A 15,676-nucleotide genomic window follows, 5' to 3' on the forward strand; every position below is an offset into this window, starting at 1 on the left:
GTTTGAGACAAGTCCCGCAAGGATTTCCCCGATACTAACGCAGAAACGCGCGGAATGTGCCTGCATCCGTGCACGTTCAGAGTGCAATAAAGGGGAGCGGGCCTCTTCATTCGGTAAAGCGCAAATCCCCGCCAACGGGTTCGGCGAAGTAACCGGCCACCTCTTCAGCCGTCACGTCGGCCAGAGAGGCCGGCGACCAGCGCGGATTCCGATCCTTGTCGACCAGCGCCGCGCGGATGCCTTCGTAGACATCATGGCGGGCGAGGAAGGCGAGGCTGAGGCGAAGCTCCTGGATCATGCAGCCGTCGAAGTCCAGCTTGGCGCCGCGGCGCAGCGCCTCCAGCGTCACCTTCAGGCTGGTCGGCGACACCCGCTTCAGCGTGGCGAGCTGGCCGGCGGCCCACTCCGTGCCCTCGGCCTCCAGGGCGGCGACGATGGCCTCCACCTCGTTGTGGGCGTAGCAGCGGTCGATGGCCGCGCGGTTGGCGGCGACCGGTGGTTCGCCGGCTTCCTCGCGATGGCGCGCAACCGCCTCGTCGGCCGGCACGCCGTCGGCCAACTCGGCGATCAGGGACTCCAGCTTGGCGCTGGGCACGAAGGCGTCGGCGGCGCCGACCTCGATCATGTCGGCCGCCTTCAACCGGTCACCGGTCAGGCCCAGCCAGATGCCGACCTGTCCGGGCAGGCGCGGCAGGAAATAGGTGCCGCCGACGTCCGGATAGAGCCCGATGCCCGTCTCCGGCATGGCGAACATCGTCCGCTCGGTCACGATCCGGTGCGACCCGTGCACCGACAGGCCGACGCCGCCGCCCATGCTGATGCCGTCAATCAGCGCGACATAGGGCTTGGGGCAGGTGTGGATCAGGCGGTTGAGGACGTACTCCTCGCTGAAGAAGGCGCGGATGGACGCGCCGTCGTCCTGCCCCGCCTTGGCGGCCTTGCCCGTCTCGTACAGGTTCACCACGTCGCCGCCGGCGCAGAAGGCTTTCTCCCCCGCGCCCTGCACGACGATGGCCTTGACCTCGGGATCGGCGATCCAGGCGCGCAGCTGCGGATCGAACAGGCGGATCATGCCCAGCGTCAGGGCGTTCAGCGCCTTCGGGCGGTTCAGCGTCACCAGCCCGATGGAGCCGCGGCGTTCGAAAAGGATCTCGGCGAACTGGATCTCGGCAGGGTCGCTCATGGTTCCGGTCGTTTCCATTTGTTCGTTTGTGGGGCGAATTGATCGGTTTCGGGCGATGATACGGGCGGCGGGCGGCGTGTCAAACCGCGGTTTCGCAGCGCAGCGTCGCGGAACACCGCCCCCGCCTCAGCCGTTGCCGCACCCACAGTCATGAGCGGGACAGTTCCATGATGGCAGCCTCAGCAGCGCAAGCGTCACGTCAGGAGGGAGCGGGCCGCAAGACGGCCATCATCCTCAACCGGTCCGCGGGAACGCTGGCCGGACAGCCGATCGACGATACGGTGGCGGCGATCCGCAGCGCCTTCGAGCGGCACGGGGCGGAGGTGTCGCTGACCGCGGTGGAGCCGGCCGACTGCGCGTCGGAAATCCGCAAGGCGATCGACTCCGACGCGGAGCTGGTCATCGTGGGCGGTGGCGACGGGACCATCCACACCGCGGTCAACATGATCCTGCCCACCGGCAAGATCCTGGGCATCCTGCCGCTCGGCACCATGAACCTGCTGGCGCGCGATCTGAAGACGCCGCTGGACCTCGACGAGGCGTACGAGGCCCTGGCCGCCGGCGAGGTGAGCAGCATCGACGTGGCGGAGGTGAACGGCGAGGTCTACCTGAACAGCTCCGTCCTCGGCTTCTACCCGCAGGTGGTTCAGGAGCGCGAGGAGAAGCGCAAGCGGCACCGCCTGCTGAAATGGCCGGCGATGGCGCTCGCCATGGTCCGCACCTTCCGCCGCCTGCCCCTGCTCGACGTGCGGATCGATTGGGGCGAGGGGCCGCGCCGCGTGCGCACCCCGATTCTGGTGGTCTCCAACAACCCCTTCGACGGCGAGGCGGGCAGCATGCTCCTGCGCCGTGCCCGGCTCGATTCCGGCAAGCTCGGCGTCTATGTGGCGCGGCAGCGCGACCCCTGGGGGCTGCTGCGGCTGATGGGGCGCACCATGCTCGGAACTTGGCAGCATGATGAGGAGTTGGAAACGCTGACGGCCACGCAACTGACGGTGCACAGCCGGCGGCGGCGGCTGAAGATGGTCAACGACGGTGAAATCCTGCAAATGGAGCCGCCGCTGAACTACCGCATCCGTCACAAGGCGCTGAAGGTCCTGCTGCCCAAGGCGGCGCCCGAAGGCGACGGCACGGCGGACGGCGCGTGACGCGAATGACTGCCGGGGAGGTGTCGTGAAGAAGCTCGCCCACATCTCGGACCTGCATTTCGGGCGGATCGACCCGCTGGTGGTCGACGGCCTGCTGGCCGACCTGACGGCGGCGCGGCCCGACCTGATCGTCATCTCCGGCGATCTGGTCCAGCGCGCCAAGGCCCGCCATTTCCTGGAGGCGCGGGCCTTCCTGGAGAAGCTGCCCTTCCCCTATCTGGTCGTGCCGGGCAACCACGACATCCCGGTCTACAACGTGGTGCGCCGCTTCCTCGACCCGTTCGGCAACTACAAGCGCTACATCACCACCGACCTCAGCCCCTTCCACATCGATTCGGAAATCGCCGTTCTGGGGATCAACACGGCGCGCTCGGTCATCACGGATTTTTCCGAAGGGCGCATGAACAAGGCGCAGATCAAGCGCGTGCGCGAGGTCTTCTGCGAGGTGCCGGACACCGTCTTCAAGGTGCTGTTCACCCACCACCCCTTCCTGCCGCCGCCCGACGCGCCGAAGACGAAGCTGGTCGGGCGGCACAAGCTGGCCCTGCCGGCGCTGGAAAGCTGCGGGGTGGACCTGCTGCTGGCCGGGCACCTGCACCGCGCCTATTCCGGCGACATCATGACCCACCACACCCAGGTGGCGCGCTCCATCCTGGTCGCCCAGGCCTCCACCGCGACCTCCACGCGGCTGCGCAACGAGGCCAACGCCTACAACCTCATCGCCATCGAACCGCCGCGCGTCACCTTCGAGGTGCGGTCCTGGGAGGGGGCGGCCTTCACCGGCGGCCTCGTCTCGCAATGGCGCAAGGACGGGCACCGCTGGGTCATGGAGATGCAGGACTCGGGATTCAGACCTGTGAGCGGTGCGGCTTGAGTCGCGGCGGCCATGCGGCGTAGGATCGCGCCGCAAGTTTTAAGAGCACATCAGGTCCCCCGCATGTCCGCTTCGCATTTCCGGTCCCCGGCGTCCTTCCCGCGCACCCGGCTGCGCCGCAACCGCGCCGACGCCTGGACCCGCCGCCTCGTCGCCGAAAACCGCCTGACCGTGGACGACCTGATCTGGCCGGTCTTCGTCATCGAGGGGCAGAACCAGCGGGTGCCGGTGGCCTCCATGCCCGGCGTGGAGCGTCTGACCATCGACCTGCTGACCGAGGCGGTGGCCGCGGCCGGCGACCTCGGCATCCCCTGCGTCGCCCTGTTCCCGGTGGTCGGCGCCGAGGGCAAGTCGGAGGACGCGGCGGAGGCCTACCGCCCCGACAACCTGATGAACCGCGCCATCCGCGCGCTGAAGGCCGCGGTGCCGCATGTCGGCATCCTGGGCGACGTGGCGCTGGACCCCTACACCACCCACGGCCACGACGGGCTGATGCGCGACGGCTACATCCAGAACGACGAGACGGTCGAGGTGCTGGCCCGGCAGGCGCTGTCGCAAGCCGACGCCGGCGTGGACATCGTCGCCCCGTCGGACATGATGGACGGCCGCATCGGCCTGATCCGCGACCGGCTGGACAGCCATGGGCACGAGCTGGTGCGGCTGTGCTCCTACGCCGCCAAATACGCCTCGGCCTTCTACGGCCCCTTCCGCGACGCGGTGAATTCCGGAGGCTTCCTGAAGGGCGACAAGAAGACCTACCAGATGAACCCCGCCAACACCGACGAGGCCCTGCACGAGGTCGCCCTCGACCTCCAGGAGGGTGCGGATATGGTGATGGTGAAGCCCGGCCTGCCCTATCTCGACGTCATCCGCCGGGTGAAGGACACCTTCGCCGTTCCGACCTTCGCCTATCACGTCTCCGGCGAATACGCGATGCTGCGCGCCGCCGCGCAGAACGGCTGGCTGGATTACGACAAGGCGTTGCTGGAGACCCTGACCGGCTTCAAGCGCGCCGGCTGCGACGCCATTTTGACCTACGGCGCCGTCGATGCGGCGCGGCGGCTGCAAGAAGGCTGAGCCGTTCGGGCTCGTCTTTGAGCTGTTCGGGCGCACGGGTGTGCGGACGCTTTTATAGCATGTGGCCATCGCCGACCGATGGAGTTTCCCCATGCACAATCGCTCCGCTCTCCTGCTCGCCGCCATCCTTGCCATGGGCGCCGCCCCGGCCACCGCTTTCGAGCTGACCAGCCCCGACATCAAGGACGGGGCGCCTCTGGGCGAGCGGCATGTCTTCGCCGGCTTCGGCTGCACAGGGGAAAATGTCTCGCCTGCGTTGGCCTGGAAGGACGCACCGGCCGGCACGCGCAGCTTCGCTGTCACCGCCTACGACCCCGATGCGCCGACAGGCAGCGGCTGGTGGCATTGGATCGTCTTCAACCTTCCCGCCACCACCCTGCGGCTCTCGGCCGGGGCTGGAAATCCGAACACGGGATTGCTTCCGGCCGGAGCGTTGCAAAGCCGCTCCGACTTCGGCACGCCGGGCTACGGCGGTGCCTGTCCGCCGGTCGGCGACGCACCGCACCGCTACGTCTTCACCGTCCACGCATTGAAGACGGACAGCCTTCCGCTCGACGCGAACTCGTCGGGCGCCATGGTCGGCTTTCTACTGAACGCCAACCGCCTGGAAAAGGCCACACTGACCGCGCGTTACGGTCGATGAGCGTGCAGATGGGGCGCTGCGGACCTTGCCCGCGCGTCCCGGCGCCTCCTAGACTGGACGCCGCCATGACACCGGACCTCCTTCCTGCATTGTCCCGCTACGCCGCCCGCGACCTCCGACCGGGCTCCGGCGATCGCCCGCACCGTCCCGAACTGTGGGCGTTCGTGGCGCGCGACCGCGAACGCATCACGGACATCCGCATAGAACGCACGGCCTTGATCGTGGTGATCGACGGTGCCAAGGAGGTCACCGACACCCGCGGCACCCACCATTTTCCGAAGGGTTCGGCGATGCTTCTGCCGCCCGGCTGGATCGGCACGGTGGTGAACGCCCCGAGCGAGGCGACCGGGCATTACCGCGCCCTGATCCTGGAATTTCCGGGGGACATGGTCCGGCGGCTTCTCGACGCACATCCCACCGCACGGGTCGGCAACCGGCAACATCCGCACGACTTTCGCGTGGCCCTGACCCCCGCTCTGGCCAGCGCGGTGGAGCATGCCGCCGCCGGCTTGGCCGTGGGTTCCACGCTCAGCCCACGCCTCGTCGAGCACCGCTGCATGGAAGTTCTGCTGGCCCTTCTGGACGACTGTGTGTGGTGGCTCGGGCACGGAATGCCCGGTGGCACGGCCGACGCGGTCCGCCAATTGGTCCGCGCCTATCCCGACCAGCCTTGGACAGCCAGGAGCGTCGCTGTCGAGATGGGTCTCAGCACGGGAACCTTGCGCCGACGCCTTGCCGATGAAGACGCCTCCGTACGGCGCATCCTGACGGAGGAGCGTGTCGCTCACGCCCGTCGGTTGCTGGAAAGCGACGGGCTGTCCGTGCAGCAAGCGGCGGAGGCGGTTGGCTACACCTCCCGCTCCCACTTCGCCCGACGGGTTCGGGCCGTTACGGGCGCGAACCCGTCGGACCTGCGTGGCGATGGTCGCTGATTACTTCGGCGTGCCTTTCCACACCTGGAACTGCGGCGTTTCCAGCAGCAGATCGGCGTGGCCGAAGGCCGTCTTGAACAGCTTGCCTACCCCCGCCGTCCGCTGGGTCACCGCGATCAGCGAGCCGCGCAGCTTCAGATACTGCTTGGTGCCGGCGACCAGCGCCTCCAGCATTCCGAAATCCTCGTCCTTGCCGCGGTGGAGCGGCGGGTTCGAGACGATCAGCCCGAAGCGTTCCCGCGCACCGAGCCCAGCCAGCCCGTCGCTCAGCACGCATTCCGCGTCCGGCACGTTCTGGCGGGCGGCGTGCAGAGCTACCGCGTCGATGTCCAGCAGGGTCAGCCGGGCGTCCGGCGTGCGCTCCCGCACCGCCCGCGCGATCACCCCGGCGCCGCAGCCGAAGTCCAGGACGGCGGTGCCAGCCGCGATCTCCGGCAGGACCTGGAGCAGGCATTCCGTGCCGGTGTCGAGACGGCCATGGGCGAACAGGCCGGGGTAGGACACCAGATCCAGCGCCCCGTCGCGCCCCGGCAACGGCAGGGCCACGGTCTCCCGCCAATCCTCCAGATTGCCCTTGGCCGAATCGCTGGTCCGGCGGGTTTCCAGCAGACGGGCGCGGCGCTTGATGGTCAGCGTCTCCACGCCTTCCGCCAGCCCGTCAAAGCGCTTCGGTGCGGAGGTGATGCCCTCGTCGTTGCTGCCGGCGATCCACAGCGGCGCCCCCGCCGGCAGGCGGGCTGCCAGGGCGTGCAGCGCCATCTCGAAGGCGGCCCAGCCGCGCGGCAGGCGCAGGACCGCGCCATCGAAGGCGCCGTCCGCCGGCCAGGGCGTGGCCGGCTTGCCGTCCAGCCCCAGGCGGTGCCAGGAGACGACCTCCGCCCCGCCGTCGGCCAAGGCCTCTTCCATGGCGCCGTCGGTGTCGCCGGCCACCAGGATGCGGCCCTGCGGGCGGCGGTCGGCCAGGGCCTCCGCGGCGACGCCGGCCACGGTGGAATCGCGGTCGGTCGCGCGGTTGGACAATCGGCTCACAAGCTCTTTCCCTTTATCCCCTGGTTCCTCAACCCTTGTCGCGCATCAGGCGCGCCTTGTCGCGCTGCCACGACCGTTCCTTCTCGGACTCGCGCTTGTCGTGCTTCTTCTTGCCAGTGGCGAGGCCGACCTCGACCTTGGCGATGCCGCGGTCGTTGAAGTAGACGGTCATCGGGATCAGCGTGATCCCCTTCTGCTTGATGGCGCCCATGAGCTTGCTCAGCTCGCGGCGGTGCACCAGCATCTTGCGCGGGCGCTTGGTCTCGTGCTGAAGCCAGCGTCCCGCCTGCCCGTATTCAGGGATGTAGGCGTTGAACAGGTACAGTTCCCCGTTCTTGAGGCCGGCGTACGCCTCGTTGATGCTGGCACGGCCGCCGCGCAACGACTTCACCTCGGTGCCGGTCAGGATCAGACCGGCCTCCAGGGTGTCTTCGATGAAATAGTCGAAGCGTGCGCGGCGGTTCTGTGCCGCCATGCGCCTTGGTTCGGGCTCGCGGGCGGCCACGTATCCTCCTTCCCTGGGGCGGGATGCTGCCGTCCCTTAGGACAGCAGCCCGGCCTTCTTCATCGCGTCGCGGACGGTGGTCCGCGTGCTCTCCGACGCGGCGACCAGCGGCAGGCGAACCTCGTCCGAGGACTTGCCGAGCAGGCTGGCGGCGTATTTCACCGGGGCCGGGCTCGTCTCCACGAACATGGAATCGTGCAGCGGGGTCAGCAGGTCGCGGTACTTGTAGGCGGTGGCGAGATCGCCCTTCCGCCAGGCGTCCTGCATCGCGGCGCACTGGGCCGGCGCGATGTTCGCCGTCACCGAGATGCAGCCGACGCCGCCCTGCGCGTTGAAGGCCAGCGCCGTCGCGTCCTCGCCCGAAAGCTGGATGAAGTCGGGACCGACGTCCTGCAGCAGGCGGACCGGGCGGGCCAGATCCGCCGTGGCGTCCTTCACGCCGATGATGTTCGGCAGCTTGGCGAGGCGGGCCATCGTTGCCACCGACATATCCACGACACTGCGGCCGGGAATGTTGTAGATAACGATCGGCAAATCCGCCGCGTCATGGATCGCTTTGAAATGCTGGTACAGACCTTCTTGCGTCGGCTTGTTGTAATAGGGCGTGACGACCAGCGCCGCGGCGGCGCCGGCCTTCTTGGCGTGCTGGGTCAGCGAGATCGCCTCCTCGGTGGAGTTCGACCCGGTGCCGGCGACGACCGGAACCTTCCCGCCCGCGGCTTCGATGCACAGCTCGACGACCCGGTTGTGCTCCTCGTGGGAGAGGGTCGGCGACTCACCGGTGGTGCCGCAAGGCACGAGACCGTGGGTGCCCTGCGCAACCTGCCACTCGACGAAGGACTGGAAGGCGGCCTCGTCCACTTTCCCGTTTTTAAACGGGGTCAAAAGAGCGACGATGGAACCGTACAACATGCCTGCCACCTCCGACGGACTACAAGAAAAGTGTCGCGCACCTTAGCCGCACCCGTTCCCCCGAGCAAGAGCGCCCGGATGATCATCCGACATGCCACCCGTTCCGCCACCCGTTCCGCCATTGCCGCCGCCCTGCTGGGGCTGATCGTGCTGGCCCAGCCCGCCGGGGCGGCCAGCCTGACGGCGCAGGACCTCGCCGTCTACCGGCAGGCCTTCAAGGCCGCCGACAACGACCGCCACGACGAGGCGCTGCGCATCGCCGCCCAGGCGTCCAACAAGCTGCCGGCCAAGGTGATCCGCTGGATGGCCCTGGCGACTCCCGGCGGCGGCAGCTTCGACGAGATCGCCGCCTTCATCCGCGAGAACGGCGACTGGCCCAACCAGGCGCAGCTTCGCCGTCAGGCGGAGAAGGCGATGCCCATCGACCTGGACGAGGACCGGGTGCTCGCTTGGTTCAAGCAGTACCCGCCCCTGTCCAACGAAGGCTTCATGCGCCACGCCGACACGCTGCTGGCGACCGGCAACGCCGAGCGGGCGGTGCGGATGGTGCGCGACCGCTGGGTGGAGGCGAATTTCACCTCCGCGGACGAGGAGCAGTTCCTGGCCCGCTACCGCTCCCACCTGCGCCAGCAGGAGCACAAGGCGCGCATCGACCGGCTGCTGTGGGAGCGCCAGGAAGCCGCGGTGCGCCGCATGCTGCCCTTCTTCGACGAAGCCTACGACCTGCTGATCGAGGCGCGGATCGCGCTGGACGGCGACGCCAAGAACGCCGACGCGGCCCTCGCCCGTGTCCCCGCCTCCCTGCGCAATGACCCCGGCCTGCTGTTCGACCGCGCCCGCTACCGCCGCCGCAAGGGCGACGACGCAGGCGCGCTGGAGATCATCGCCCAGGCGCCCAAGGACATGGGCCGCCCGCAGGCTTGGTGGACGGAGCGCCACATCCTGGCCCGCCGCGCCATGGTGAACGGCGACCACAACCTCGCCTACCGTCTGGTGACGGCGCATGGGCAGACCGAGGGCAGCGGCGCGGCGGAGGCGGAATTCCTCGCCGGCTTCCTGGCGCTGCGCTTCCTCGACGATCCGTCGAGCGCCTTCAACCACTTCCACAAGCTCTACCGCTCCGTCGGCGCGCCGATCAGCAAGGCGCGCGGCGCCTATTGGTGCGGCCGCGCGGCCGAGGCGCTGGGCCAGACGGCGCAGGCCAAGGACTGGTACGCCAAGGCCGCCCAGTACGGGACGACCTTCTACGGCCAGTTGGCCGCCCGCCACGCCGGGAACGGGCGCATCGCCCTGCCCGCCGAGCCGCGCGTGTCCAACGCCGACGCCACCGCCTTCGAGCGGCGGGAGGTGGTCCGCGTGACCAAGCTGCTGGCGGAGATCGAGGGCAACACCGACGAGCGGGTGACCGCCTTCCTGCGCCGCATCAGCCTCGACGCCAAGGAGCCGGCGGATTACGTGCTGGCCGCCAAGCTGGCCCGCGAGGTCGGGCGCCGCGACCTCGCCGTCGCCGCCGCGAAGGACGCCGCGCAGAACGACGTGTTCCTGGTGGAAGCCGGCTACCCGATGATCGAGAGCCGGCCGGCCGCTCCGGAAATCGCCCTGGTGCACGCCATCATCCGGCAGGAGAGCACCTTCAACACCCGCGTGGTGTCGTCGGCCGGGGCGCGCGGCCTGATGCAGCTCATGCCCGGAACGGCGCAGCTGGTCGCCGGCAAGCTGGGCGTCAAGCACGACACCGCCAAGCTGATCAGCGACCCGGACTACAACGTGCGGCTCGGCTCGACCTATCTGGCGGACATGATCGACCGCTTCAACGGCTCCTACATCATGGCCATCGCCGCCTACAACGCCGGCCCGACCCGCGTGCGTCAATGGATCGACACCTACGGCGACCCGCGCGGCGAAGCCATCGACGCCGTGGACTGGCTGGAACTGATTCCGATTTACGAAACCCGCAACTACGTGCAGCGGGTCATGGAGGCCATGCTGGTCTACCGCGCGCGCATCCAGGGCGCCAAGGCGGAGCTGAATCTGGACAAGGAAATTCGACGATGAATTCCCGACGGTCCCTCGCCCATAACGGACGAGGGACCATCGCATCGATCAAAAACGAATATTCGAAAGTCACAAAAGCCGGCTTATCTCTGTCACATACCAAAATCGAAATCGTCCAATTTTTGACGTTTTCGTCTGAAGTGGTAACTCTTCTTCCTGCCCGGAAGATGAATTGCATTTAATGCTCTATTAACCACAACCCTACAGAATTCCCACGCACGGACGGACCGTGTTTCTCTTTATTCCGTGATTGGGAGCCTACCATGCCAGCACCGATGGTCGCCGATGAAGTCCGCCAGGCGTGCCGCATCCACGCGCGCCTTTTAGACGCCTTCATCTCCTTGACGGAACAGGAACTGGCGGAGCTCGCCCCTGGTTTCGCCGAGGAAAGCCTCATGGAATCGCTGGAGAAGATGCGCGCCGCCCGCAAGAGCTACGGCGCCCTGGGCGGTGTCGTCGCCCTGGAGGTGGTGGCGTCGAACGCCGCCTGACCAAGGGCGTTGCGTTCGGGTCGGCCTTCCGTTCGGGAACAGGGGACCGCTAATCCTGCGGCGTGTCCCCGTTGCCCGCACCGCCCGACTGCCGGCGCTGCACCTCGCGCCACTTGGCGACGTTGCGGTTGTGATCCGGCAAAGTCTTCGCAAAGACATGCCCGCCGGTGCCATCGGCGACGAAATACAGGAAGTCGTGCTTTTCCGGGTGCAAAGCCGCCTGGATGGACGCCCGCCCCGGGTTGGCGATCGGCCCCGGCGGAAGCCCTGCCGCGACGTAGGTGTTGTAGGGCGACTCGAATTTCCAGTCGTTGCGGGTCAAGGCCCGCCCCAACTCCCCGCTGCCATCGGTCAGCGCGTAGATCACCGTCGGGTCCGACTGGAGCTTCATGCCGGTCTCCAGGCGGTTGACGAAGACGCCTGCGACCTTGGCGCGCTCAGCCGCGACACCGGTTTCCTTCTCCACGATGGACGCCATGGTCAGCGCCTGCTGCGGAGTCTCGTAAGGCAGGTCCGGACCGCGGTTCTTCCAGGCGTCGTTCAGAGCCTGGGTCATGGCGTGCTGCATCCGCTCGACCAGGGCCGAGCGCGAATCGCCATAAGAATAGTGATAGGTTTCAGGCAGTACGGTCCCGTTCTTCGGAGCCGCCTTCACCTCGCCGGTCAACGCCGGCTCGGCGTCGAGCAGGGCAACCACCTGGGCGGAGGTCAACCCTTCCGGCACCGTGAAGCGGCGGACCACGGTCTTGCCCTGGCGCAGCATCTCCAGCACGCCATCGACGCTGATGCCCGCCGGGAACGCGTACTCGCCGGCCTTCAGCGGCCCCTGGAGCTTGGCGGCGAACAGGAAGAGAATTGGCGATTCGACGACCCCAGCGTCTTCGAGGGTCAGCGCAATGGCTTCCAGCCCGCTTCCACGTGGAATGACGACCGTCTCGGCGTGCTCAAGCGGTCCGGGGGCCATCACGCGGAGGGCACCCCAGAACACCAACCCGCTGCCCGCGGTGAGGACGGTCAACGCCCCCGCCGCGATTCGGAGGCCCCAACCCATCGGCGGTCTCCGCGATGCTTCGCCGCTCAGGCGAATTCCTTGAAGACCAGGGAGGCGTTGGTGCCGCCGAAGCCGAAGGAGTTCGACAGCGCGGCCCGCACGCGGCGCTCCTGCGCAACCTTCGGAACGAGGTTGACGCCGAGGCAGCTCTCCGAGGGATTCTCAAGGTTCAGCGTCGGCGGAACCAGGCTGTGGTTGATCGCCTTGATCGAGTAGATCGCCTCGACCGCACCGGCGGCTCCCAGCAGGTGGCCGATGGCCGACTTGGTGGAGGACATGGCGACGTTGTCCATCGCCGCGCCGAACAGCCGCTTCACCGCGCCCAGCTCGATCTCGTCACCCAGCGGCGTCGAGGTGCCGTGCGCGTTGACGTAGTCGATGTCCGACGGCTCCATCCCGGCCCGCTTCAGCGCGTTGCGCATGGCGCGGAAGCCGCCGTTGCCATCCTCCGCCGGGGCGGAGATGTGGTAGGCGTCGCCGGACATGCCGTAGCCGACCACTTCGGCGTAGATGTGGGCGCCACGCTTCTTGGCGTGCTCCAGCTCCTCAAGGACGACGACACCGGCGCCCTCGCCGATCACGAAGCCGTCACGGTCCTTGTCGTAGGGACGCGACGCCTTTTCCGGCGTGTCGTTGAAATTCGTGGACAGGGCGCGCATGGCGGCAAAACCGCCGACGCCCAGGCGGCTGACCGCCGCTTCCGTGCCGCCCGCGACCATCACGTCCGCGTCGCCCAGCATGATCAGGCGCGAAGCGTCGCCGATGGCGTGCGCGCCGGTCGAGCAGGCCGTGACCACCGCGTGGTTCGGTCCCTTGAAGCCATGCTGGATGGAGATGTGGCCGGACGCCAGATTGATGAGGCAGGCCGGAATGAAGAAGGGGGAGATGCGGCGCGGGCCTTTTTCGGCCAGGGTGACCGCACCATCGGCGATGCCCGGCAGGCCGCCGATGCCCGAGCCCACCATGACGCCGGTGAGTTCGCGCTCTTCCTCGGTCTGGGGAACCCAGCCGGAATCCTTGATCGCTTCGTGGGCGGCGGCGATGGCGAAGATGATGAAATCGTCCATCTTCCGCTGGTCCTTCGGCGGAACGAAGGCATCGGGGTTGAACAACCCGTCGCCATCCCCGCGCGGAACCTGCCCGGCAACTTTCGAGGCCAGATCGGAGGCGTCAAAACCCGTGATGGCGCGGATGCCCGATTGGCTGGCGGTCAGACGCTCCCAGTTGAGCTTGTGGCCGACACCGAGCGGCGTGACCAGACCAAGGCCGGTAACGACGACACGTCTCATGGGGTATTCCTTGACCTTTCCTCGGAAAACTCAGCGACGGCCAGGCCACTTTGGAAAGCTGCCTGGCCTTCTTGCGCCACGCCTGATCAGGCCGCGGCGTTCGCCTTGATGAAGTCGATGGCGTCCTTCACCGTCAGAATCTTCTCGGCGGCGTCGTCCGGAATCTCGCAGCCGAACTCTTCCTCGAAAGCCATAACCAGCTCGACCGTGTCGAGGCTGTCGGCGCCGAGATCGTCGATGAAGGAGGCGTTCTCCGTCACCTTCGACTCCTCGACCCCGAGGTGGTCCACAACGATCTTCTTAACGCGCTCGGCGACATCGCTCATTTTTTAAGACCTTCCAATCCTTGAGACCGCTCGGGCGAATTCGGCCGGCTCAACACGCGGCTGCGTGCCTTCCTGCCACAAAAAGCCCCGTCCGATAACACATTTTTACAGCCTTGACCAGCGCCCGCGGGAGCCGGTCCGAACCTGTGGTTCAGGCAGCGAATCCGCCTCAGATCATGGCCATGCCGCCGTTGATGTGCAGCGTCTGGCCGGTGACATAGGCGGCCTCATCGCTCGCCAGGTACACGACTCCGGCGGCGATTTCCCCCGGCTCGCCCATGCGGCCGGAAGGAATGGCGGTGAGCAGCTTGTCCTTCTGCTCGGAATTCAGGGCGTCGGTCATCGCCGTGGTGATGAAACCCGGCGCGACGCAGTTCACGGTGATGCCGCGCGACGCGACCTCCGCGGCCAGCGACTTCGACATGCCGATCATGCCGGCCTTGGAGGCGGCGTAGTTGGCCTGGCCGGGGTTGCCGGTGACGCCGACGATCGAGGTGATGCCGATGATGCGGCCCCAGCGGCGCTTCATCATGCCGCGCAGCACCGCGCGCGACAGGCGGAAGGCGGCGGTCAGGTTGACGTCCAGCACCGACTGCCAGTCGTCGTCCTTCATGCGCATGGCCAGCTGGTCGCGGGTCAGGCCGGCGTTGTTCACCAGGATGTCGATCTGGCCGAGGGCGGCCTCCGCGTCCTTGGCGAGCTGCTCGGTCCCGGCGGCATCGGCGAGGTTGCCGGGCACAACCAGGGCGCGCTCGCCCAGCTCGGCGGCGAGCGCCTCCAGCGGGGCGACGCGGGTGCCGGACAGGGCGACGGTGGCGCCCTGCGCGTGCAGCGCGCGGGCGATCTGCGCCCCGATGCCACCCGAGGCGCCGGTGACCAGCGCCTTCTTTCCGGTCAGGTCGAACATGGAATGCCTCACAGGGTCTTCAGGAACGATTCGACGTCGGCCGGGCCCTGAACGGAGGTTCCGGCCAATTCCTTGTCGATGCGCTTGGCGAGACCCGACAGCACCTTGCCCGAGCCGAGTTCGACCAGCGTGTCGATGCCCTGCTCCTTCATATAGAGCACGCTCTCGCGCCAGCGAACCATGCCGGTCACCTGCTCGACCAGAAGGCGGCGTATCTCGTTGGGGTCCGACACGGCCGACGCGGTCACGTTGGCGACCACCGGAACCGCCGGCGCGCCGATCGTCACGTTGGCCAGGGCTTCGGCCATGGCGTCGGCGGCGGGCTGCATCAGCGGGCAATGGAAGGGCGCGCTGACCGGCAGGCGCACGGTGCGCTTCAGCCCGCGCTCGGCCGCGATCACGATGGCGCGGTCGATGGCCTCGGCGTGGCCGGAGATCACCACCTGCCCCGACGAGTTGTCGTTGGCGACGGTGCAGACCTCGGTCTGGCCCGCCGGGGTCTTGGCGGCGTCTGCGGCGATGGCCTGGGCCTGCTCCAGCTCGGCGCCCAGCAGGGCGGCCATGGCGCCCTGCCCGACCGGCACGGCCTTCTGCATGGCCTGGCCGCGCAGCTTCAGCAGGCGCGCGGTATCGGCCAGCGTGAAGGCGCCGGCGGCGCACAGGGCCGAATACTCGCCGAGCGAATGACCGGCGACGAAGGCCGCGTGCCTGGTCAAGTCGAGCCCGCCCTGGTCCTTCAGCACCCGCAGAACGGCGACGCTGACGGCCATCAGGGCCGGCTGGGCGTTCTCGGTCAGCGTCAGGTCGGCCTCGGGGCCTTCGAACATCAGGCGGGACAGGCGCTGGTTCAGCGCGTCATCCACCTCTTCAAAGGTGAGCCGCGCGACCTCGAACGCCTCGGCCAGCTCACGGCCCATGCCGACGGCTTGGCTGCCCTGGCCCGGAAAGACGAACGCCCTGGTCATGCTGTCTGGGAACCCTAGTAAAAAGGCGCGCCACCCGCGGCACCGCCGTTGAATTCGGCGACAGTCATACCCGGCCTTTCGGGCAAGTCAAGCGATGCTCAACGTTGACGAGGTCGAATTGGTGCCTTTCTGTTGCTTTTTCGGCGTTTTTTCATTGCTGCGATGCAAAGGCGAACGGAGAAAAGGGCCATTCCAAGGCACGTCAAAGGCAGGGGCGCAGGAATCGTCGGCCGGCTCGTGTTTCCGCTTGTCGGAATAGGGCTTTTGTGCATACTGCGCCGCTTCATAA

Annotated in this window: 16 protein-coding genes; 7 read left to right on the forward strand and 9 right to left on the reverse strand. The window is 67.7% G+C overall.

The genetic code is table 11. The annotated features are described in order from the left end of the window. Positions 1 to 106: 106 nt before the first annotated feature. Entirely contained in the window at positions 107 to 1,183 is a 1,077-nt protein-coding gene (locus tag Sp245p_RS08715) for an enoyl-CoA hydratase/isomerase family protein (RefSeq protein ID WP_014240396.1), read from the reverse strand. Between the two features lie 167 nt (positions 1,184 to 1,350). Between Sp245p_RS08715 and Sp245p_RS08720 the strand changes: the two genes are divergently transcribed. The 5 genes from Sp245p_RS08720 to Sp245p_RS08740 all read left to right on the forward strand — a co-directional run bounded on the left by Sp245p_RS08720 (position 1,351) and on the right by Sp245p_RS08740 (position 5,857). Further along, on the forward strand, positions 1,351 to 2,331 hold the full coding sequence (locus Sp245p_RS08720) for a diacylglycerol/lipid kinase family protein (protein ID WP_014240395.1): 981 nt from the start codon (positions 1,351 to 1,353) through the stop codon (positions 2,329 to 2,331). Positions 2,332 to 2,356: 25 nt separating this feature from the next. Then, positions 2,357 to 3,205, forward strand: a complete 849-nt coding sequence (locus tag Sp245p_RS08725) for a metallophosphoesterase family protein (RefSeq protein ID WP_014240394.1) — start codon at positions 2,357 to 2,359, stop codon at positions 3,203 to 3,205. A gap of 63 nt (positions 3,206 to 3,268) precedes the next feature. Further along, positions 3,269 to 4,282, forward strand: a complete 1,014-nt coding sequence (gene hemB, locus Sp245p_RS08730; protein WP_014240393.1) for a porphobilinogen synthase — start codon at positions 3,269 to 3,271, stop codon at positions 4,280 to 4,282. Between the two features lie 91 nt (positions 4,283 to 4,373). Beyond that, positions 4,374 to 4,925, forward strand: a complete 552-nt coding sequence (locus tag Sp245p_RS08735) for a YbhB/YbcL family Raf kinase inhibitor-like protein (protein WP_014240392.1) — start codon at positions 4,374 to 4,376, stop codon at positions 4,923 to 4,925. Between the two features lie 65 nt (positions 4,926 to 4,990). After that, positions 4,991 to 5,857 (forward strand): helix-turn-helix transcriptional regulator, encoded by an 867-nt coding sequence (locus Sp245p_RS08740; RefSeq protein ID WP_014240391.1) that lies wholly within the window; start codon positions 4,991 to 4,993, stop codon positions 5,855 to 5,857. Here the strand turns inward: Sp245p_RS08740 and Sp245p_RS08745 are convergent, their stop codons facing one another. The 3 genes from Sp245p_RS08745 to dapA form a co-directional block, all read right to left on the reverse strand. Then, positions 5,858 to 6,886, reverse strand: a complete 1,029-nt coding sequence (locus tag Sp245p_RS08745; protein ID WP_109138462.1) for a class I SAM-dependent methyltransferase — start codon at positions 6,884 to 6,886, stop codon at positions 5,858 to 5,860. 28 nt (positions 6,887 to 6,914) lie between these two features. After that, on the reverse strand, positions 6,915 to 7,361 hold the full coding sequence (gene smpB / locus Sp245p_RS08750; protein ID WP_035673712.1) for an SsrA-binding protein SmpB: 447 nt from the start codon (positions 7,359 to 7,361) through the stop codon (positions 6,915 to 6,917). Positions 7,362 to 7,427: 66 nt separating this feature from the next. Continuing rightward, positions 7,428 to 8,303 carry a 4-hydroxy-tetrahydrodipicolinate synthase gene (gene dapA, locus Sp245p_RS08755; protein WP_014240389.1) on the reverse strand — a complete coding sequence of 292 codons (876 nt, stop codon included), beginning with the start codon at positions 8,301 to 8,303 and terminating at the stop codon, positions 7,428 to 7,430. 78 nt (positions 8,304 to 8,381) lie between these two features. On the opposite strand from dapA, the gene Sp245p_RS08760 reads away from it, so the two are divergent. Continuing rightward, positions 8,382 to 10,358: a lytic transglycosylase domain-containing protein gene (locus tag Sp245p_RS08760; protein ID WP_014240388.1), complete on the forward strand. Its 1,977-nt coding sequence runs from the start codon at positions 8,382 to 8,384 to the stop codon at positions 10,356 to 10,358. Positions 10,359 to 10,621: 263 nt separating this feature from the next. Further along, complete coding sequence (locus Sp245p_RS08765) at positions 10,622 to 10,849, forward strand: hypothetical protein (RefSeq protein ID WP_014240386.1); 228 nt, start codon at positions 10,622 to 10,624, stop codon at positions 10,847 to 10,849. Between the two features lie 49 nt (positions 10,850 to 10,898). Here Sp245p_RS08765 and mltG read toward each other — a convergent pair whose 3' ends face one another. From mltG to fabD, 5 genes are all read right to left on the reverse strand, one after another. Then, entirely contained in the window at positions 10,899 to 11,900 is a 1,002-nt protein-coding gene (mltG, locus tag Sp245p_RS08770; RefSeq protein WP_014240385.1) for an endolytic transglycosylase MltG, read from the reverse strand. A 26-nt stretch (positions 11,901 to 11,926) separates the two neighbouring features. Beyond that, on the reverse strand, positions 11,927 to 13,189 hold the full coding sequence (fabF, locus tag Sp245p_RS08775; protein WP_014240384.1) for a beta-ketoacyl-ACP synthase II: 1,263 nt from the start codon (positions 13,187 to 13,189) through the stop codon (positions 11,927 to 11,929). Between the two features lie 86 nt (positions 13,190 to 13,275). Next, the gene (locus tag Sp245p_RS08780; protein ID WP_014240383.1) at positions 13,276 to 13,515 is read right to left on the reverse strand and encodes an acyl carrier protein; all 240 of its coding nucleotides are present in this window, start codon (positions 13,513 to 13,515) and stop codon (positions 13,276 to 13,278) included. A 169-nt stretch (positions 13,516 to 13,684) separates the two neighbouring features. Further along, positions 13,685 to 14,422, reverse strand: coding sequence for a 3-oxoacyl-[acyl-carrier-protein] reductase (fabG, locus tag Sp245p_RS08785; RefSeq protein WP_014240382.1), 738 nt, complete (start codon positions 14,420 to 14,422; stop codon positions 13,685 to 13,687). Between the two features lie 8 nt (positions 14,423 to 14,430). Beyond that, a complete protein-coding gene (fabD, locus tag Sp245p_RS08790; RefSeq protein ID WP_014240381.1) occupies positions 14,431 to 15,387 on the reverse strand; it encodes an ACP S-malonyltransferase in 957 nt (318 codons plus the stop codon). Positions 15,388 to 15,676 lie beyond the last annotated feature (289 nt).

This window comes from Azospirillum baldaniorum, assembly GCF_003119195.2.
Classification (GTDB): Bacteria; Pseudomonadota; Alphaproteobacteria; order Azospirillales; family Azospirillaceae; genus Azospirillum; species Azospirillum baldaniorum.

Coding starts and splice junctions, on each gene's coding strand:
- fabG (WP_014240382.1), bottom strand. CDS start 14,422: ATGTTCGACCTGACCGGAAAGAAGGCGCTGGTCACCGGCGCCTCGGGT.
- Sp245p_RS08715 (WP_014240396.1), bottom strand. CDS start 1,183: ATGAGCGACCCTGCCGAGATCCAGTTCGCCGAGATCCTTTTCGAACGC.
- Sp245p_RS08720 (WP_014240395.1), top strand. CDS start 1,351: ATGATGGCAGCCTCAGCAGCGCAAGCGTCACGTCAGGAGGGAGCGGGC.
- Sp245p_RS08760 (WP_014240388.1), top strand. CDS start 8,382: ATGATCATCCGACATGCCACCCGTTCCGCCACCCGTTCCGCCATTGCC.
- smpB (WP_035673712.1), bottom strand. CDS start 7,361: ATGGCGGCACAGAACCGCCGCGCACGCTTCGACTATTTCATCGAAGAC.
- dapA (WP_014240389.1), bottom strand. CDS start 8,303: ATGTTGTACGGTTCCATCGTCGCTCTTTTGACCCCGTTTAAAAACGGG.
- Sp245p_RS08735 (WP_014240392.1), top strand. CDS start 4,374: ATGCACAATCGCTCCGCTCTCCTGCTCGCCGCCATCCTTGCCATGGGC.
- Sp245p_RS08765 (WP_014240386.1), top strand. CDS start 10,622: ATGCCAGCACCGATGGTCGCCGATGAAGTCCGCCAGGCGTGCCGCATC.
- Sp245p_RS08780 (WP_014240383.1), bottom strand. CDS start 13,515: ATGAGCGATGTCGCCGAGCGCGTTAAGAAGATCGTTGTGGACCACCTC.
- fabD (WP_014240381.1), bottom strand. CDS start 15,387: ATGACCAGGGCGTTCGTCTTTCCGGGCCAGGGCAGCCAAGCCGTCGGC.
- Sp245p_RS08740 (WP_014240391.1), top strand. CDS start 4,991: ATGACACCGGACCTCCTTCCTGCATTGTCCCGCTACGCCGCCCGCGAC.
- mltG (WP_014240385.1), bottom strand. CDS start 11,900: ATGGGTTGGGGCCTCCGAATCGCGGCGGGGGCGTTGACCGTCCTCACC.
- hemB (WP_014240393.1), top strand. CDS start 3,269: ATGTCCGCTTCGCATTTCCGGTCCCCGGCGTCCTTCCCGCGCACCCGG.
- fabF (WP_014240384.1), bottom strand. CDS start 13,189: ATGAGACGTGTCGTCGTTACCGGCCTTGGTCTGGTCACGCCGCTCGGT.